14 protein-coding genes are annotated in these 18,772 nt (G+C 49.5%); 6 read left to right on the top strand and 8 right to left on the bottom strand.

What is annotated here, in order from left to right; genetic code table 11:
* The first annotated feature begins 299 nt into the window (after positions 1–299).
* Together ADS79_RS36465 and ADS79_RS29265 are read left to right on the top strand one after the other, a co-directional pair.
* Positions 300–5,930 carry an alpha-helical endospore appendage domain-containing protein gene (locus tag ADS79_RS36465; RefSeq protein WP_084766110.1) on the top strand — a complete coding sequence of 1,877 codons (5,631 nt, stop codon included), beginning with the start codon at positions 300–302 and terminating at the stop codon, positions 5,928–5,930.
* A gap of 174 nt (positions 5,931–6,104) precedes the next feature.
* Entirely contained in the window at positions 6,105–7,202 is a 1,098-nt protein-coding gene (locus ADS79_RS29265) for a histidine kinase N-terminal domain-containing protein (protein ID WP_049741972.1), read from the top strand.
* 155 nt (positions 7,203–7,357) lie between these two features.
* On the opposite strand, the gene ADS79_RS29260 is transcribed toward ADS79_RS29265, so the two are convergent.
* The 6 genes from ADS79_RS29260 to ADS79_RS29235 all read right to left on the bottom strand — a co-directional run bounded on the left by ADS79_RS29260 (position 7,358) and on the right by ADS79_RS29235 (position 13,731).
* Positions 7,358–7,666, bottom strand: a complete 309-nt coding sequence (locus ADS79_RS29260) for a hypothetical protein (RefSeq protein ID WP_049741971.1) — start codon at positions 7,664–7,666, stop codon at positions 7,358–7,360.
* 83 nt (positions 7,667–7,749) lie between these two features.
* A complete protein-coding gene (locus tag ADS79_RS29255) occupies positions 7,750–7,959 on the bottom strand; it encodes a cold-shock protein (RefSeq protein WP_049741970.1) in 210 nt (69 codons plus the stop codon).
* A 180-nt stretch (positions 7,960–8,139) separates the two neighbouring features.
* A complete protein-coding gene (locus tag ADS79_RS29250; protein ID WP_049741969.1) occupies positions 8,140–11,028 on the bottom strand; it encodes an ATP-binding protein in 2,889 nt (962 codons plus the stop codon).
* The gene (locus ADS79_RS29245) at positions 11,025–11,387 is read right to left on the bottom strand and encodes a response regulator transcription factor (RefSeq protein WP_049741968.1); all 363 of its coding nucleotides are present in this window, start codon (positions 11,385–11,387) and stop codon (positions 11,025–11,027) included. The genes ADS79_RS29250 and ADS79_RS29245 overlap by 4 nt, the downstream gene beginning before the upstream one ends.
* A gap of 37 nt (positions 11,388–11,424) precedes the next feature.
* Positions 11,425–13,047, bottom strand: a complete 1,623-nt coding sequence (locus ADS79_RS29240; protein WP_049741967.1) for a response regulator — start codon at positions 13,045–13,047, stop codon at positions 11,425–11,427.
* Positions 13,048–13,254: 207 nt separating this feature from the next.
* Complete coding sequence (locus ADS79_RS29235) at positions 13,255–13,731, bottom strand: hypothetical protein (protein WP_049742179.1); 477 nt, start codon at positions 13,729–13,731, stop codon at positions 13,255–13,257.
* Positions 13,732–13,830: 99 nt separating this feature from the next.
* Between ADS79_RS29235 and ADS79_RS29230 the strand changes: the two genes are divergently transcribed.
* Complete coding sequence (locus tag ADS79_RS29230; RefSeq protein WP_049741966.1) at positions 13,831–14,034, top strand: YwbE family protein; 204 nt, start codon at positions 13,831–13,833, stop codon at positions 14,032–14,034.
* 64 nt (positions 14,035–14,098) lie between these two features.
* Here the strand turns inward: ADS79_RS29230 and ADS79_RS29225 are convergent, their stop codons facing one another.
* The gene (locus tag ADS79_RS29225; RefSeq protein WP_049741965.1) at positions 14,099–14,659 is read right to left on the bottom strand and encodes a cysteine hydrolase family protein; all 561 of its coding nucleotides are present in this window, start codon (positions 14,657–14,659) and stop codon (positions 14,099–14,101) included.
* A gap of 277 nt (positions 14,660–14,936) precedes the next feature.
* Positions 14,937–15,485, bottom strand: coding sequence for a GbsR/MarR family transcriptional regulator (locus tag ADS79_RS29220; RefSeq protein WP_049741964.1), 549 nt, complete (start codon positions 15,483–15,485; stop codon positions 14,937–14,939).
* A 261-nt stretch (positions 15,486–15,746) separates the two neighbouring features.
* Here ADS79_RS29220 and ADS79_RS29215 point away from each other — a divergent pair, with 261 nt between their 5' ends.
* The 3 genes from ADS79_RS29215 to ADS79_RS29205 are packed head-to-tail and all read left to right on the top strand — an operon-like array spanning position 15,747 to position 18,747.
* Complete coding sequence (locus ADS79_RS29215) at positions 15,747–16,973, top strand: quaternary amine ABC transporter ATP-binding protein (protein WP_049741963.1); 1,227 nt, start codon at positions 15,747–15,749, stop codon at positions 16,971–16,973.
* A complete protein-coding gene (locus ADS79_RS29210) occupies positions 16,970–17,809 on the top strand; it encodes an ABC transporter permease (RefSeq protein ID WP_049741962.1) in 840 nt (279 codons plus the stop codon). Before ADS79_RS29215 ends, ADS79_RS29210 begins: the two co-directional genes overlap by 4 nt.
* 11 nt (positions 17,810–17,820) lie before the next feature.
* Positions 17,821–18,747, top strand: coding sequence for a glycine betaine ABC transporter substrate-binding protein (locus tag ADS79_RS29205; RefSeq protein ID WP_049741961.1), 927 nt, complete (start codon positions 17,821–17,823; stop codon positions 18,745–18,747).
* Positions 18,748–18,772: the final 25 nt, after the last annotated feature.

Genomic DNA, 18,772 nt, shown 5'->3' with positions numbered 1-18,772 from the left:
CAACGTTCTACACCTCCTTGTGCTTCACTTCTCCTTCAGTAAACCTGTCCACTACGTTCAACAACCATTAAAAAATTGGACTTCTGCCATTGAAGAAATAGAACCAGGTTGAAATTATAGCCACAATGATTATTTATATCGAAGATTCTGTTACATACACCTTATCTCAATAGCGAGGGTCTTTCTGGTTTCGAAAAAAGTCTAAAAATTCAAGCTGAATCCCCAAAAAATGGAGTAAATAATTTCATGTAATTGATGAAGAGGGGAGGACACCTTTTTCGAGGGGAAGGAGGGGAGTTATGTCGTCACCTAACATACCAAATGTAACACCGACGATTTCGATTACACGCGAGGAAGCTATTAACCTGTTGTTGTCTTCCTTTGCCATGGAGGAATTAGGGCTAAGTCATATTTTGAATGCGGAAGGAGAGAAAATCCAATACCTTTTAGGCACTTTGCCGGGCGTAACCGGTCCGGGTGCAACGATCGACAATCTATTGGCCATTGATCAAAGCGTGAGAGAAATGGTTAATGCAACGATAAAGCAAGACATGCTCCTGGAATCGAAACTGCAAACGGTATTATCCGCCGCGATACACGGGCCCACTGGCCTAACCGCTTCGACTGGTCCAACTGGAGCGCCCGGACCTACTGGACCTACTGGGTGGACAGGGGCAAAAGGAGCAACGGGAGCTACCGGAGATCCTGGAATAACTGGAGCTACGGGACCAACCGGAGAGACAGGAGTAACTGGGGTAACAGGTTTAACCGGTTCGACAGGATCGATTGGTCCAACTGGGGCTACAGGAATCACTGGAAGCACCGGAGTTACGGGAAATACAGGAGCCACCGGACCAACTGGAATGACTGGAGCAACAGGAGAAACGGGAGTGACCGGGCCAACGGGAGAAATCGGAATGACCGGAGCCACCGGGGACACTGGAGCAACTGGAGTGACTGTGACTGGGGTCACCGGACCAACCGGAACGACTGGAGCCACTGGGGTCACAGGAGTCAAAGGAGAGACAGGAGAAACAGGAGCAATCGGGGTCACTGGAGCTACTGGTGATTCTGGAATAGCAGGTGCAACGGGGGCAACAGGAGCTACTGGAGTGACGGGATCAACAGGAGCAATGGGAGCCACTGGAGCAACAGGATTAACGGGTGCAACGGGCGTCACAGGACGAACAGGAGCAACGGGGGTTACAGGAACGACTGGAGAGACTGGGGCAACCGGACCAACAGGATTGACTGGATCAACGGGTCCAGCGGGGTTAACCGGAGCCACGGGATTGACTGGAACCACCGGAACCACCGGAACCACCGGAACCACCGGTTCAACAGGAGAAACAGGAGCAGTCGGGGCCACGGGATCAACAGGATTAACGGGTGCAACGGGCATCGCTGGAACGGCTGGACCAACAGGAGCAACCGGAACAACCGGAGCCACGGGACCATCGGGAGCTACTGGAGATCCTGGAGATCCTGGAATAACTGGACAGACTGGCGCTACGGGCACAACCGGAGCAACTGGGGTAACAGGTTTAACCGGTTCGATCGGTCCAACTGGGGCTACAGGAACCACTGGAAGCATCGGACCAACGGGAGTAACTGGAACCACCGGTTCAATAGGATCGACGGGGCCAACAGGATCAACTGGTGAAACGGGTGTCACTGGAGCGACAGGAGCAGTTGGAGAAACAGGAGCCACAGGAACAACGGGATCAACTGGCTTAACAGGAGCTTCGGGAGTAACCGGACCAACAGGAGAGACTGGGGCAACAGGAGTCACGGGGCTAACCGGAGCAACTGGAGCCACTGGGCCAACCGGAACTACCGGTTCAACAGGAGTGACGGGATCAACAGGTGAAACGGGTGTTACTGGAGCGATTGGGGGCACCGGACCATCGGGAGCTACCGGACCATCGGGAGTAACAGGTGTAACGGGAGAGACTGGACCAACGGGAACGACAGGATTAACCGGAGCCACGGGATTGACTGGAACAACCGGAGAGACAGGAGCGACGGGAGTAACTGGGGTAACAGGTTTAACCGGGGCGACAGGAGTTTCGGGAATAACTGGATCGACTGGTCTAACTGGGGCTACAGGAGCCACGGGATTGACTGGAACAACAGGAGCCACCGGAAATACAGGAGTAACTGGATCAACAGGATTAGCGGGTGCAACGGGTGGGACAGGAGCGACTGGGGTAACGGGTCTCACTGGAGCCGCGGGACCAACTGGAACAACCGGAGCTACCGGAGCGACCGGACCAACAGGGCCCACGGGAGCCACCGGGGTCACTGGAGCTACTGGAGATCCTGGAATAGCAGGAGCAACGGGGGCAACAGGAGAGACAGGAGCAACTGGAACAACAGGAACAACAGGAACAACAGGAACAACAGGAACAACAGGAACAACAGGAACAACAGGAACAACAGGAACCACGGGAACAACCGGAGTAACCGGAGAGACTGGTGTCGCAGGACCAATAGGAGCAACTGGCTTAACAGGAGCTTCGGGAGTAACCGGCGCTACAGGAGAGACAGGAGCCACCGGACCAACCGGAGCCACGGGATTGACTGGAACAACCGGAGAGACAGGAGCGACGGGAGTAACTGGGGTAACAGGTTTAACCGGATCGACCGGTCCAACTGGGGCTACAGGAACCACGGGAAGCACCGGACCAACGGGAGTTACCGGGGAGTCTGGAGCAACTGGAGAAACCGGACCAACAGGGTTAACAGGAGTCACCGGCCCCGCAGGAGCGACCGGATCAACAGGGTTAACGGGGACAACAGGATCAACAGGATCGACTGGATCAACAGGGGTAACGGGATCAACTGGAGCGATAGGAGCCACAGGAACAACTGGAGCAACGGGCGTCACAGGACCAACAGGAGAGACTGGGGCAACAGGAGTCACAGGGCTAACCGGAGCAACTGGAGCCACTGGGGTAACGGGTCTCACTGGAGCCACGGGAACAACTGGAACGACCGGAACAACCGGAGCTACTGGAGTAATTGGAGTAACTGGTGTGACAGGGTCAACTGGAGTAACTGGAACCACCGGTTCAACAGGAACGACGGGACCAACAGGATTAACGGGTGCAACGGGAGCAACTGGAGTAACCGGAGTAACCGGGCCGACAGGAGAGTCTGGAGCCACAGGGGTCACTGGAACAACCGGAGCCACTGGAGTAACTGGAGTAACTGGAGTGACAGGAGTAACTGGATCGACCGGTCTAACTGGGGCTACCGGATCGACGGGAGCAACAGGCTTAACAGGAGCTTCGGGAGTAACAGGACCAACAGGACCAACAGGATCGACTGGGGCAACAGGAGTCACGGGGCTAACCGGAGTAACAGGAGTAACGGGAAATACAGGAGCCACTGGATCAACGGGAGGAACAGGTGTAACAGGGTTAACCGGAGCCACGGGATTGACTGGAACAACTGGTTCAACAGGATCGACCGGAGTAACCGGGGCGACAGGAGTAACGGGAATTACTGGATCAACGGGTGCAACAGGTTTAACCGGACCAACGGGAGTTACTGGGGAATCTGGAGCCACCGGACCAACGGGATCAACTGGATTGACCGGAACCACCGGAACCACCGGAACCACCGGAACCACCGGAACCACCGGAACCACCGGTTCAACAGGTGTAACGGGAACGACTGGGTTAACCGGAGCCACGGGAGTCACAGGAGGAACAGGAGCAGTTGGGGGCACTGGATCAACTGGAGCGACAGGAGCCACAGGACCCACGGGAGTAATCGGACCAACAGGAGTCACGGGGCTAACTGGATCAACCGGCACAACCGGAGTAACAGGAGTAACGGGAAATACAGGAGCCACTGGAAATACAGGAGCCACTGGAAATATCGGACCAACCGGAGTCACCGGAGCGACTGGATCAATTGGAGAAACAGGACCAACAGGAGTAACGGGAATCACTGGATCAACAGGAGCGACTGGAATAACCGGAGTGATCGGGTCAACGGGAGCCACCGGAACCACAGGATTAACTGGAGTTACCGGACCAACGGGAGTAACAGGTGTAACGGGAGAGACTGGACCAACGGGAACGATAGGATTAACCGGAGCGACTGGGGAAACCGGAGCCACGGGAGTCACGGGAGTCACAGGATCAACCGGGTTAACCGGGGCCACGGGATTGACTGGAACAACCGGAGAGACAGGATCGACGGGAGTAACTGGTGTGACAGGGTCAACTGGAGAAACAGGAGTAGCTGGGGTAACGGGAGTCACTGGATCAACTGGAGTAACTGGAACCACCGGTTCAACAGGAACGACTGGATCAACAGGGTTAATGGGAGCAACAGGTTTAACAGGAGCTTCGGGATTAACCGGACCAACGGGGGCAACAGGAGAGACAGGAGAGACAGGAGAGACAGGAGCAACTGGAGCAACAGGATTAACGGGACCAACGGGACCAACGGGCGTCACAGGACCAACAGGAACCACGGGAACAACCGGAGTAACCGGAGAGACTGGTGTCACAGGACCAATAGGAGCAACTGGCTTAACAGGAGCTTCGGGAGTAACCGGCGCTACAGGAGAGACTGGAGCCACAGGACCAACCGGAGTAACGGGGGCAACAGGGTTAACAGGAGCCACGGGATTGACTGGAACAACCGGAACTACCGGAACTACTGGAGTAACTGGGGTAACAGGTTTAACCGGTTCGACAGGATCGACCGGTCCAACTGGAGCAACTGGAGCCACCGGAACCACTGGAGTAACTGGAGTGACAGGGGCGACAGGAGCTTCGGGAATAACCGGACCAACAGGAGAGACTGGGGCAACAGGAGTCACGGGGCTAACCGGAGTAACGGGAAATACAGGAGCCACTGGATCAACGGGTGCAACAGGTGTAACAGGGTTAACCGGAGCCACGGGATTGTCTGGAACAACTGGAACAACCGGTTCAACAGGAGTGACTGGATTAACTGGAGTTACGGGAGCCACAGGATCAACCGGAGAAACAGGACCAACAGGACCAACAGGATCAACAGGATTAACCGGGGCGACAGGAGTAACGGGAATTACTGGATCAACGGGTGCAACAGGGTTAACGGGAGCCACGGGAGAGACAGGATTAACGGGGCAAACAGGAGCGACTGGGGGCACCGGACCATCGGGAGCAAGTGGACCTACGGGCACAACCGGATTAACAGGAGCAACGGGTGGCACTGGAACCACTGGAACCACTGGAACAACCGGAGCAACTGGATCAACGGGCGTCACAGGAACGACAGGACCAACGGGAGTAACCGGACCAACAGGGTTAACGGGAGCCACCGGAGCCACAGGATTAACCGGAGCCACAGGAGTAACAGGTGTAACGGGAGCGACTGGACCTACGGGCACAACCGGATTAACAGGAGCAACGGGTGGCACTGGAACCACTGGAGCTACGGGCACAACCGGAGCAACTGGATCAACAGGAGTAACGGGGGCAACCGGAGTAACGGGAGCCACTGGTCCAACCGGTACTGTCTTCACAAACATCAATGCCTTCGGAGCCAATACAAGTGGAGCTGTTATCGCTGTAATATTAGGTGGAACCAATATCGCCTTACCCAACAATCAGGTGTTGAACGGGATAACAGTCAGTGGAGGAAACACAACCTTTACTGTTCCTTCCACAGGCAACTATTTAATTTCTTACTCGCTCAATACAACAGCTGCTTTACTGGTCAGCTCTCGTCTCCTCATTAACTCCAACCCATATACGCCATCAATCATAGCCCCTGCCATTTCCTTGTCTTCATTCAATAACACAATAATAGCGCCACTCACTGCGGGTTCAACGATCACTCTGCAATTGTTTGGATTGCTAGGATCAGCAACTCTTTTGACTGGAGCCGGGGCAACACTAACGATTGTGGGGGTTAACTAAATAACTGACAAAGAGGCTCGCCATTGGCAGGCCTCTTTGCTTATTCAGTGGTGAGGACAACATGAAGCACGAAATTCACCTGTAAGTAATAGTAAAAATATTTGCTCAATAATGAATGGATAATAGTATAATATGTAGGATAAGCCTATGCCTAATTACTCGAAATGGGGATAGATGCCATTGGATGAGTTGACGTTTTTTTTGGAAAAGCACGAGGCAGAAGTCGTTGAAGAGTTCAGGAAACAGGTCGTCGTATCCAATCATGACCAGTTCCGGGGAATGATTCATCTAAATGGACAAGCCATGTATCGATTGGTAGTTGGATATTTGGATGAACGGATTTCCCGAGAGGATATTAAACATTTGGCTTATAAGGTGGCGCATGAGCGAAACCAGGCAGAGATCAACATCGGCGATTTTGTTTACAACGTTTGCTTGGGAAGGCAACTGTTATGTGATTTGCTCCAAAAAGGTCCGTTTTCACCTTCCACGCTGGTACCTGCCATGATTAAGATTAACGAGTGCTTTGATCATTTTTTGGTCCATGCTGTCTCCAGGTACACCTCACTGAGGGAAAGCGATTTAGAAGAAAAAAAGCTGTTCATTGAGCGGTCTCATAAGGACAGACTCACCATTTTGGGACAAATGGCAGCCAGCTTTGTCCATGAATTTCGTAATCCCCTGACCTCCATCATTGGATTTTCCAGATTACTTAAAGAGGATTATCCGTCATTACCGTATGTGGATATTATTGAAAATGAGCTGTATCAATTAAACTACCGAGTATCTCAATTCTTGCTGGTCTCCAAAAAGGGAGAGGTATACAAAACAAAAGAGCGCTTCCAGATGCAAGGGCTTTTTGAGGAGATTCTTGCCTTCCTCTATCCCAATATCGTTGACGTAAATGCGAACATGACATGCAATATCGATCCAGCGTTTATACTTGACGGGTATAAGGACGAGATCAAGCAAGTCTTTATTAATATCATTTCAAATGCACTGGACGCTCTACAGAAAAAAGTAGGGGACAAGGAAGTAGTCATTGAAGCCTTCCAAAAAGCAGATGTAGCGGTCATTAGAATCGCGAATAATGGCGCTCCGATTCCCGTAGATTTACTGCCGGTTATCTTCGAGCCTTTTTTCACAACCAAGGAGCTGGGGACGGGAATTGGCTTGTACGTCTGCAAGGAGATCATTGAGAAGCATGGTGGGACGATTACTTGCGAGTCTACGGAGGAGCGAACGGTGTTTTCGATGGAATTTCTACTATGATCATGACTAGTAAATGATGAAACGGTCATGACGGTTTTCCCCTCACGTCGGGGGACAAAAGTGTTTGACCGAAAGCGGCCACATCCATTTTATGAAAAACGTCGAGCCGTTTTTTACAGAAGAAAAGCCACACAACTCGGTGTGACTTTTCTGGACTACTCTTTATTTTGTTTTCGTTGCTCGATGACTTCATGTACGACAAAAGCCAGATCATCGTTACCAAAAAGGGACAATACGCCAAGCAAGGTGGCGTCTGGAATCTCTTCAGCTTCTTGTTTGGGAACGGTGTTTTCAAGCATTTGAGCGAGCAAGGGGTTGTCGTGTTGAGCGGGATAGGCCTGTCGATACAAGGCTTGTGCATCCAGATCGTGATTGACGCACCACTGAGCGAACACGAGGATCATCATGCCCTCATCCCGCTGATAAGCCTGAATCACTTGTTCTTCCATTTCTTTTCGATTCATAACTACGCTCCTCTACCTATCATCTGCCATGAGCTAATTGTAGGCAAGAGGGCGAATACCCGCAAGAAAAAAGAAGATAGCGATCACGGCGTTTTTTTCTGGTTGTTGTGATTCGTAAGAACGGGGAGCATGCGCGTGTCCTTAATCATTTGGGACTGGCAAAAGGGGCAGTTCGGACTTGCGTCAAAGGAAAAGTTATCTCTCATCCAGCATGTACAGCCGTCATTGCTGCACATCCACACATCTGTTTCCTCTTCTTCGATTGGAACGATTGCTTTTTTAGAGAAATACATAGAAACTCCTCCTTTGCGGGGCATCGTGCACGTAGTAACCTCTATTAATGTATGAGGAAAGTGGCATATTTATACCAAGTATTTTCTTGCCTACCAAAAATCGCATAATAATAGCAAGAGACGTTAAAAAGAAAAGGCAACGGAAGCCTATCACCGTTGCCTTTTGTCGTATTTGAATGCTTACAACTGATCAGGGATGAGGATTTGTCCGGTAGATTCAATACTGCTGATCGCCAGCAAAATGGCCTTTGACAGCGTATCCGGATGGTAGGGCTTGATCAAATACCCTTTGGCACCGAGATCGAATGCCTTTTTCTTCTCCTCGAATGCGCTTGAAATGACGATCGGAATCGTTCGCAGCTCGGAATTCTCCTGCATCGCTTGGATGACCTTCCAGCCATCATCTCCATCCTGCAAAACGAGGTCGAGAACAACAGCGTCAGGGCGCAGCTTTTCGATGGCCTCCATGGCATCATTTGTTTTGGAAAAAGAGTAGACATGAAAGCCTGAGCCAGTCAGCTCATCACGTAAAAGCTCTGACAAATTTACGTCATCCTCAATAATGACGACTTGACCATTGGATTGTCCTGGAGAGGGTTGCTGTTTTTCCGAATGGTCTGCATGGTTTACAACGAGAGGCTCTTCGGGCAAGGGCAAGGAAACTGTGAATGTACTGCCTTGTCCGGCTTCAGAAGTGACAGCAATTTCTCCATGGTGAATCTGAACAATCTCTTGTACAATGGCAAGGCCAAGACCAGTTCCACCGATTTCGCGGCGATCTGAATTATCGACTCGATAAAATTTAGTAAACAAATGCGGGATAGCTTCTGCTGGAATACCCAAGCCTTCATCCTGAATGTCGACGAGTAAGTGTTTGCCATCCTCATGACAGATAACGCGGATACAGCCGCCATTTGGAGAATATTTCACGGCATTGCTGATCAAATTCACAAGCACTTGGCGTAATTTGTCCCGGTCTCCCATAACCATGGTGCGTTCCGTCTGCAGGTCAAGCTGGAACGAGTGAGTAGGCGACTGAATGCGGTATGAACCAAATACCTCGCGAATCAGCTGGTCAATGGCTACCTTTTCATGTTCATAGGTTTGTCGTCCAGACTCCATGCGTTGCAAGTCGAGAAAGTCGTTGATCAGAGAGGTGAGTCGCTTGGCTTCTTGATAAATGGCTGTCATATAGCGGTGCTGGCGTTCCGGCTTCAGCTCCTTATTAAGCAAAAGCTCGGCAAAACCGAGAACGCTGGCAAGCGGAGTGCGCAGCTCATGGCTGACCGTGCTGACAAACTCTGATTTCATCTGGTCAATCTCGTATTCCTTCGTGATATCCCGATAGACAAGCAGCGTGCTCCATTTTTCCTGATGACGGTATAAAGGCTCTGCATACAGCTGAATGTAACGGGTTTGCGGTTGAGTCAATTCAAATACAAGGCTGCCAGACGGTACTTCACCTTCATTCATGACAACAGCATGGACATACTGAACCAAGCGCTCAGAATCCTTCGTCCGTTCTTTTAAATGAGAGAAGAACTGCTCGAGCTCATATCCTTGCAGTTCAAACAGACCATCGTAGCCCAGCAACTCACAGAATGTCCGATTTACTTGCAGCGTTGCCCCGTTCAAATGGACGAGCTGGACACCTTCCTGTACGGTATCGAGCATGTCTTGGGTCATCTGGCGCTGCTTTTCTGTTTCCTCGTACATGGCGAGCTTGTCTAATGCCAACGAAATTTGTTTGGCAAGACCGATAGCGAGATGTTGATCTTGTTCTACCAATTTACGTCCGACACGCGAGAGAATCATGCACGCAACCACTTCCTGCCCTGCATTCAATACAGGCAGGTAGAGCACCGAGGTATGAGTTGCTTCTTCCAGATAGCCTTTTTCACCCTCGGTGCTTTCACGTGTAAGGACGTAAGGAAGCTTGGTCTCCTGAATCCGAACGAGGGGGCCATCCTCAAGCCCGCGTAAAAGCTGTGTTACACCCGAAGGAGAAACGCCAAAGCTGGCGACATCCTGTTCCATATTCAACAAAACAATTACGCCCTTGTCTGCATCCATAACCTCTGTCGTGTTGTGAATGATGCTCGATAAAAGCTCTCGCTTGTCCAATGTATTGGAGAGGGACTGGACGAGGAGGTTTCGTTTTTCGAGAAAGCGTTCATTCACTTCCATTTTTGCGAGAGCTTCCTGCAGGTCCTCCTGCTGTACCATGAGCTCATCCTGCTGGGCAAGTAGCTCCTCATTTTGTGCCATGAGGATCTCTTCCTTGGACTGAATTTGCTTCATTAAAAAGTCGAGCGAGCGGGTGAGCTTGCCGATTTCATCCAGCCTCTCCAAGTCAGGCAGCTGTGCAGTTTGACCCTGGGCGAAGCGATCCGCTTCTGTTGCGAGGCGTACCAATGGACTGCCGATATCTCTGGTCATGCGGATGCTTACCCAAAGCGAGATACCAAGGACCATGACGATGTACAGGATGAACCACGAGCTTTGTCTGGTCAAATCTTCAAACAAGAGGCGATTTTCTTGCATCAGCATCTCTTCGCTCTCTTTGGAATACTTCGTAGCGTAAGAAATTAGATTGTTTACCTCTTGGTTGAGGCCACTGGCAGAGAACTTGCGAAGTGCCTCGTAATCTCCCGTTTTTGCATAGTTGGAAGCAGTAGGGAACACATTGGTAAAAAAGTTGTGAAAAAAGCCTTCAATCGAAGTAACCAGATTTTGCTCTTCTCTGCTCAAGGGCAGCTTTTTGAATAAATCCAACGATTGCTCTAGCTTTTGCTTTTCATTAAAAAGTTCATTGTATTCAAATGGACTTAAAAATGCATAATAGCCTCTTGCCCGAAAAATGATCTGGTTCGTATGCTCTTTAATTTGAACGACCAAATCTTGCTTTTGCTTGGATGCTTTTAGGGTCGCCTGATATTCGGCAAACGCTTTGTAATTCAAGGTTAGCACGATAGCCGCTCCAGCGATGATCAAGGAAAGGAATAGGAGCATCATTGCCGTAAAACGCCGCGTAATGCTTTTTCTCAAGATCTGGCGAAGATCATTCATGCAAGCATTTCCTCCACTTTGCGCACCAGATCGCTCGGACTAAATGGCTTCGGCATGAAATCATCAGCTCCGGCAGCCCGCATCTTTTCCTGCTCGGTATGCTGGCTCTTGGCGGAGAGGATTAATATTTTCGCAGCCTGCTTCTCTGGCATTTGCTTCACCTGAGTCAAGACGTCGTATCCAGTCAGCTTGGGCATCATGTAGTCCAGAATGATCAGGTCGTAATCGTTTTGACCAATTTTTTGCAAAGCTTCCTCACCGTCACACGCGATATCCAGCTCATAGCCTTCATCCTCGAGCGTATCGCCAATCAGCATGCGCAGCACAGCTTCATCTTCTGCTAACAGTATGGTTGCCATTCTTACTTTTCCTCCAAATTTCGTTTACACCGCTCCGTTATACGACTCGTTTTACCAAGCGCTTGATTCTCGCTTCCAGCTCTCGCATACTAAAAGGCTTGGTCATATAATCATCAGCGCCAAGCTGCAGGGCACGGACAATGTCCTGTTCCTCTGTACGTCCAGTCAGCATGATGACCGTATAACGCTTCGCATTTGGCAAATTCCTGATTCTTTGCAACACTTCCAGACCGTCCATCTTTGGCATAATGCCGTCGAGAATGACGAGATACGATTCCGGCCCCAAATGCCAATCGATGCTGAAAAAAGCTTCGCCATCCTGAAACTGCTGAATATCGGCGTACATCCATTCATCAAAGCTGGTTTTGACCGAATCGGCCAGCATCGTGCGAATCATGGAATCGTCATCGATGATGGCGACCTTCAGCTTTACATTCGGTGCTTTTGCTGCATCAGTTGAAGCCGCTACTTCCACTCTGCGGCGGCCGAGGTTTTTAGCTGAATACAGAGCTGTATCTGCTGCCTCTACCCAGAAAGGAAGCGGCTTTTCCGCGTCTTGTATTTGCACGACGCCTGCTGAAAAGCTCAAGGAAAAAGCACCTTCGGGAGAATCAAAAACCTCCCCGCAAAAGGCGTCCAAAAGCTGATCCAGCCGCTGCTTCGCTTCTTGTACAGTCGTTTGTGGCATCAGTAGCAGAAACTCTTCTCCACCGTAACGGAATAAAATATCATGCTTTTCTGCACGCGCTTGAATAAAGACGGCGAACTGACTCAGAACCTTATCCCCGATTAAATGACCGTGCGTATCATTTACGCCTTTAAAATGATCAATGTCCAGAAAGCCTAAGGACAGTGGGGTGGAAGTACGCACTGCATCAGAAAGAAGCCGTTTGTATGTATCGGCCAAGGAATTGCGATTATAGGCACCCGTCAATTCATCGATAAACAAAATGCGGTCCATCCAACGCTTGCGCCCCAGCTGACGTTCCAACCGAACAACCAGCTCTTCAATGTCGAGTGGCTTGCACATGACATCGTCGGCACCCAAGCGATAGGCACGGAATCGCGTTTGTCGGTCACAATCGATGCTGATGACTGTAGTTGGTATATATTGTTTTTTGATTTTTTCGCTAAGCGTTTGCATGACTTGAAAACCACCTGTTTCCGGGATGTTCAAGTCCAGGATCAAGCAGTCTGGTTTCATGTCATGAAAATAGTCGAGAGCCTTGTGTGGATGCACAGTCGCAATCACAGACCAATTAAGCTTCTCTAAATTTTCTTTCAAATACATTAAAAGCGTTACATCATCGTCTAAAATGAGGATAAGCGGTTGGGTTTCGTAGTTCTTTTCCCGTTTGAGGGTAGGATCTTCTAACAGCACTTCTTGTTCAGGATGATGCTCATAGCAAAGAGTAATCAATTCAAGTAAAAACGAGCGCCACTCAGGCGATGTCCACTCTTTTGCGGGTATTTGATCCATATGATTCAACAAGGCTTCTGAGAGATCGGATAAATCAGACAGACCAATTGTGCCTGATGTTCCTTTTAAGGAGTGGAGAAAGCGATACAGATCATCGTGGGAGATAGGCTCCTCCTGACTGAACCACGTCTCCAATTGTTTGTGAATATGAAAGAGAAGCGTCTCTCTATACTTCCTCATGTTTGTGCGTTCCCCCTGTTTTCAAAAGTGGCGGCAAGCAGTCCATCGACTGCTTGGCCACATTGTTCAAAGGTCAATCATATATCATGTACGTGCAACTAGGAGGAAGTGTACCATATCAGGAGGGTTTCTCCAATGGATGATCTGATCGCGGTAAGGGCGGTTGGCAGGAAAGTAGGCAGCACTTCATCAAATCGTTGAAACTTGTTACTGACGGGTAAATTCTTCTTCCAGAAGATACTGCTCGGCCTCGACGTACGATTCAAAGGAAGCCTCCAGATTCATGCCATGGTAGACATTAAACAGCGCATCTTCTTGTTGGAGGACGAGTGTGTTTCCTTTTTTATCAACCCAGGTTTCTTCTACCTGATCAGGCTGTGCAGTGTTTTGTGGAGCGACCTCACGCTTTACAGAAAGCGATTGAATCGAGTCCTCGATAATTTTGTGTAGTTGATCCGCTGAGAAATCGCGGATGTTTACATAGCCCTTGTCATCCTTTGGGTAGCCCTTCAAAAAGGCACCAAAGATAAAGCCGTTCCCGTTTGGATGTAGATGATAAACGACTGTTTTTTTATCATGAAGACTCTCTTCATAATGGAAGTTGACGCGTTTGAGAGAGACGTTGTTGCGAGTCAGCTGTGGGAATGATTCAATAATCGCCAGTTTTTCTTCAAAAGTAAGCATGGATTCCTCCGTCATTTGATGGATTTCTCCGTCGATTATATCATAGGAGGACAGAAAGAATGAAAAGGGATCAATATTATAGAAGAAAAGAGGAGTAGCATGAATGGCAAAAACCGAAAAGACATTGTAGCTGGGCTTGAAGTGGATATCGTTTTGAAGCAGGATCAACGGACGGACAAAAGAACGCGGGGGATCGTGAAGGATATATTGACCAAATCGAGCACACACCCGCACGGGATCAAGGTACTTCTGACAGATGGTCAGGTAGGAAGAGTCCAGGAGATCGTGAAAAGAGGAGAATGAAAAAACGGGCAGCTGCGATGACAGCTTGCCCGTTTTTGCTTATGTGGTGTGATAACGATACGAATTACCGATACGAATCATGGCTAGGCACGAGTACGTCTTCATCAGATCCCCGCACGATAACAAACGGCTCCAAATTCCCCAGTCCATGCAAGACCGTATTGTGATGAGCGATGATTTGCTCTGCCTGCAATACTTCATTATCAGTGGTGGAGTGGGCATCCTTTACGAGCGTAACATCGTAACCCAGCGTAGTCGCTTTTCGGCAGGCACTGTCAACGCAGTATTCTGTTTTGCAGCCCATGATAACCAGATGATTGATGCCGTGAGACTGTAGCTGCTCATGTAGGTCTGTTCCATAAAACGAATCGGTTGCTTTCTTTTGAATAACCGGTTCTCCAGGAAGCGGAGCAATCGCAGGATGAATCGCATAAGCTTCCGCTCCGTGCTCGGCAACATCTACATCCTGCACGTAGAATACAGGGACGGATTGGCTGCGTGCCTTTTCAATCAAGCTCTTCATCGTCTGAACAAATTGCGCATGCTCGTAGACCGGACCGATCCCTGGCCCTTCAACAATTCCGACCTGTGCATCAATCACCAGTAGGGCAGTTGTTCGAATCATAAGCTCCTCCTTGGAAGCGGGGCACTATAGGCTAGATGCCCCCTTATTGTTGTGTCGTGTACGATTGCATGTATGAGTAATCCGATTTGTATGTTTGTTCATAATCGCCAGCCCCTTTCATCTCAGCGAACCAGGAAATACTGCGAAAAACCCCGGTTTCTCTATGTGAATTGTACCATGGCCGATTGGTAAATTTATACGATTTTCCTGCAAAAAAAAGACTCACTCTCTACTGATCCGCCAGTAAAGAGGTGAGTCTTTTTTCTTTCCCCATGTCTTATGATTCGTTTTCCTTTTTCGGTACAAACTGAAAGATATCATGTGATTCAAAGGAGTCGATCAACCGAGACAACCACAGATAATATTCCAAGCCATTTTCGATGCGCTGGATGCTCAGGTTCACACGATCTTTGTTTTCGTCCGTGAGGTCTTCCATTTCCTTGAGGGCGCGAAGCTCCTGGAGCGACTTTTTCAAGCCTTGTACATTTTGCTCACAAGCGTGTCTCCATTTCACAGAAAACAGATCAATGAAGTTCTGGTACCAATCCAGATTCACTTCATAGTGATCCTTTCGTGTCCCTTTTTTCCATATTTTTTCTACCATATTTAAGTCCATTAACGTGCGAACACCGGTACTCATGCTGGTCTTGCTCATCCCCAGCGCTTCTCCCATTTCATCGAGCGTCATTGACTTGTCCTGAAACAAAAGCGTACCGTACAAAAGCCCTGTAGACATCGTGATGCCGTACAAATCCATGTTGCGGGCAAGGGTCTCGATCACGCGTGCTTGAGCTTTTTCTAGGATTTTTTCCTGGTTCGTATCCATTTGAAAAGAGCAGCTCCTCTAGTCATATTACCGTAAGTAGAATTGTACGTTCCCTAAAGCAAAAAGTAAATGGAGATATTGTACAGTATGTACGAGTAAAACTGCGAATACAGAAAGAAAAGTACGTAAAGTTTTTTCTGAACGCTGAAAATGCCCGATAATCACGGCTCACCCAGTTTGAGGGAAAAAAAGGGCTTCGCTACAATTGTAAGGGTGGAGCAGATAAGACCGGATACGGGCGTAAAAGTTGGAGGTGACCATATGCCCAAAATCAAAGTAGAGAATTTGACAAAAATCTTTGGACGACAGCCAGGGCGCGTACTGCCCCTAGTAAAAGAGGGAAAGACCAAGCAAGAGATCCTAAAGGAAACGGGTCTTACGTTAGGGGTTAACCAAGCGACTTTTGAGGTGCATGCAGGCGAAATTTTCGTCATTATGGGGCTTTCAGGCAGTGGGAAATCGACGCTGGTTCGTTTGTTGAATCGGTTAATCGAGCCTACAGAGGGCAAAATCCTGATTGACGGTACGGATATCGTCAGCATGAATTCCGAGCAGCTGCAAGAAGCTCGACGGAAAAAGCTGAGCATGGTGTTTCAAAAGTTCGCCTTGTTTCCGCATAGGACGGTATTGGAGAATGCCGAGTATGGACTAGAGGTGCAAAATATTCCTAAGGCACAGCGTGAGGCAAAAGCGCGAGAATCGCTTGCGCTGGTAGGTCTCGGCGGCTGGGAAAACAGCTATCCGGATCAGCTGAGCGGAGGAATGCAGCAGCGTGTCGGATTGGCCCGCGCACTAGCGAATGATCCTGACGTGTTGCTCATGGACGAAGCGTTCAGTGCGCTCGATCCATTGATTCGCAAGGATATGCAGGATGAGCTGTTGGAGCTGCAAAGCACCATGCAAAAAACGATCATTTTTATTACGCATGACCTGGACGAAGCCCTGAAGATCGGGGACCGGATTGCTTTAATGAAGGATGGCGCGATTGTGCAAATCGGGTCTCCAGAAGAAATCATGACCAATCCGGCAAACGAGTACGTGGAACGATTCGTAGAAGACGTAGACCGATCCAAGGTATTGTCTGCCGAAAATGTGATGAAGCGTGCAGAAACTATTACGTTAGACAAAGGACCTCGTGTCGCCTTGCAATTGATGAGAGATCGCGGCGTGTCCAGTCTGTATGTCGTGGATCGGAAAAAGACTTTGCTCGGTGTCCTGACCGCAGATGCTGTGAATGGAGCCAAGCAAGAAGGCAAAACATTGGAGGAAGCACTGCGAACAGAAGTGCCAACCGTTGGCCCGCAGACGTTGCTCAATGAATTGTTCGATCTGGTCGCGTTTTCCGATATTCCTGTCGCAGTCGTTGGTGAACAGAACCGCTTGCTTGGTGTCATCGTAAAAGGTGCCGTCCTCGGTGGTCTGGCAGGAAAAGTAAATCATGAAAATCCAGCACCAGTGGATGGGGAAGGGCAGGTGAATAAGGAATGAGTGGGCTATTTCCGAAGCTGCCGCTAGATGAGTGGATAGAAACCATCGTAGATGGACTCGATGCGAATTTGGGATTTTTGTTTGACGCGATTTCAACAGCGATTGGCGGAACGGTCGATCTGTTTAACTGGGTTTTGACGGGTCTTCCATTCTGGCTGATTATCATTTTGTTTACCTTTTTAGCCTATCGGGCTGGGAAGTGGACGATTGCTCTTTTTACATTCATTGGACTTCTTTTGATTCAGAATCTGGGTTATTGGGAGCATTCAATGGAAACACTTGCGCTGGTGCTGACCGCAGGACTGATCTCGGTAATCATCGGCATTCCGGTTGGGATCTGGTGCGCCAAGAATGACTCGGTGCAAAAGGTTGTGACGCCGCTGCTTGACTTCATGCAGACAATGCCGGCGTTCGTTTATCTGATTCCAGCAATCTTCTTCTTCGGGCTGGGTAAAGTTCCGGGCGTGATTGCCTCCGTGATCTTCGCGATGCCGCCGACCATCCGATTGACGAATCTGGGGATTCGTCAGGTGCCAGGAGACTTGATCGAGGCATCCGATGCTTTCGGTTCGACCTACTGGCAAAAGCTGATGAAAGTACAGCTGCCGATTGCCAAGACGACAATGATGGCAGGGATCAACCAAAGCATTATGCTGGCGTTGTCCATGGTCGTCATCGCGTCCATGATCGGAGCGAAAGGATTGGGAGCGGACGTCTATCGTGCCGTGACGCAGATTAAAATCGGGGAAGGCTTCGAGGCTGGTCTTGCCATCGTGATCATGGCAATTTTGCTTGATCGCATCACGCAAAGTGTCGGAAAGAGAAAAAAAGCGTAGGAGGGGTTTTCATGAAAAAAGGTACCTTGAAAGGGATGGCAGTTGCACTTGGGCTTTCCATGCTAATGGCGGGTTGCGCAAGCGGAGGAGCACCGCAGGAAAACAAGCCGGCAGGCGACAACACGGGTACTGCTGCACCCAATAGTGTAGGGGCTCTGGTCGACCACAAAATTATCGGGATTGATCCCGGTGCCGGTTTGATGAAAGCAACAGAAAAAGCGATGAAAGAATACGATCTCAAGGATTGGGAACTGGTAGAAGGCTCCAGCGCAGCGATGACCGCAGCACTGACACAAGCTTACAAGGATAAAAAGCCGATCATCGTTACTGGCTGGACTCCGCACTGGATGTTCTCCAAGTTTGAGATGAAATATTTGGAGGACCCAAAAGGTGTGTTTGGGAAAGATGAACAAATTCATACCATCGTTCGCAAAGGCTTGAAGGAAGATCAGCCGAGCGCGTATGCATTCCTCGACAACTTCTCCTGGACACCAGAGGATATGGAAAAAGTGATGCTCGCCATTCAAGAAGGTAAAAAACCGGAGGATGCGGCTGCCGAGTGGGTAAAAAACAATGAGGCTACTGTAAATAAATGGGTAGAGGGCATCCAGCCGGCAGAGGGCAAAAAACTGACCCTCGCGTATGTGGCATGGGATTCCGAGATTGCCAGCACGAACGTTGTAAAGACGGTTCTGGAGCAAAAGCTAAAGTATAAAGTAGAGATGAGCCAGGTCGAAGCCGGCCCGATGTGGGTAGGTGTAGCGGGTGGCGACGTGGACGGTATGGTAGCGGCATGGCTGCCAACCACGCACGAGGACTACTTTAAAAAGCTGGGCAAGGATGTAGAGGATTTGGGACCAAACCTGACTGGAACCAAGCTCGGATTGGCAGTTCCAAGCTATATGGATATCAACTCGATCGAGGACTTGAAGAAGTAAAACAAACAGTAAAGAAAGGCATTGC

The sequence above is a fragment of the Brevibacillus reuszeri genome (genome assembly GCF_001187725.1).
GTDB lineage: Bacteria > Bacillota > Bacilli > Brevibacillales > Brevibacillaceae > Brevibacillus > Brevibacillus reuszeri.
Note: the sequence above shows the minus strand (reverse complement) of the source record. Positions and strands in the feature narration are given on the sequence as shown.

Bases quoted from the DNA above. Each gene is read 5' to 3' on its own strand.
- ADS79_RS29225 (WP_049741965.1), bottom strand. From the start codon at position 14,659: ATGATTCGAACAACTGCCCTACTGGTGATTGATGCACAGGTCGGAATT.
- ADS79_RS29230 (WP_049741966.1), top strand. From the start codon at position 13,831: ATGAATGGCAAAAACCGAAAAGACATTGTAGCTGGGCTTGAAGTGGAT.
- ADS79_RS29220 (WP_049741964.1), bottom strand. From the start codon at position 15,485: ATGGATACGAACCAGGAAAAAATCCTAGAAAAAGCTCAAGCACGCGTG.
- ADS79_RS29260 (WP_049741971.1), bottom strand. From the start codon at position 7,666: ATGAATCGAAAAGAAATGGAAGAACAAGTGATTCAGGCTTATCAGCGG.
- ADS79_RS36465 (WP_084766110.1), top strand. From the start codon at position 300: ATGTCGTCACCTAACATACCAAATGTAACACCGACGATTTCGATTACA.
- ADS79_RS29245 (WP_049741968.1), bottom strand. From the start codon at position 11,387: ATGGCAACCATACTGTTAGCAGAAGATGAAGCTGTGCTGCGCATGCTG.
- ADS79_RS29210 (WP_049741962.1), top strand. From the start codon at position 16,970: ATGAGTGGGCTATTTCCGAAGCTGCCGCTAGATGAGTGGATAGAAACC.
- ADS79_RS29205 (WP_049741961.1), top strand. From the start codon at position 17,821: ATGAAAAAAGGTACCTTGAAAGGGATGGCAGTTGCACTTGGGCTTTCC.
- ADS79_RS29240 (WP_049741967.1), bottom strand. From the start codon at position 13,047: ATGAGGAAGTATAGAGAGACGCTTCTCTTTCATATTCACAAACAATTG.
- ADS79_RS29265 (WP_049741972.1), top strand. From the start codon at position 6,105: ATGCCATTGGATGAGTTGACGTTTTTTTTGGAAAAGCACGAGGCAGAA.
- ADS79_RS29235 (WP_049742179.1), bottom strand. From the start codon at position 13,731: ATGCTTACTTTTGAAGAAAAACTGGCGATTATTGAATCATTCCCACAG.
- ADS79_RS29250 (WP_049741969.1), bottom strand. From the start codon at position 11,028: ATGAATGATCTTCGCCAGATCTTGAGAAAAAGCATTACGCGGCGTTTT.
- ADS79_RS29255 (WP_049741970.1), bottom strand. From the start codon at position 7,959: ATGTATTTCTCTAAAAAAGCAATCGTTCCAATCGAAGAAGAGGAAACA.
- ADS79_RS29215 (WP_049741963.1), top strand. From the start codon at position 15,747: ATGCCCAAAATCAAAGTAGAGAATTTGACAAAAATCTTTGGACGACAG.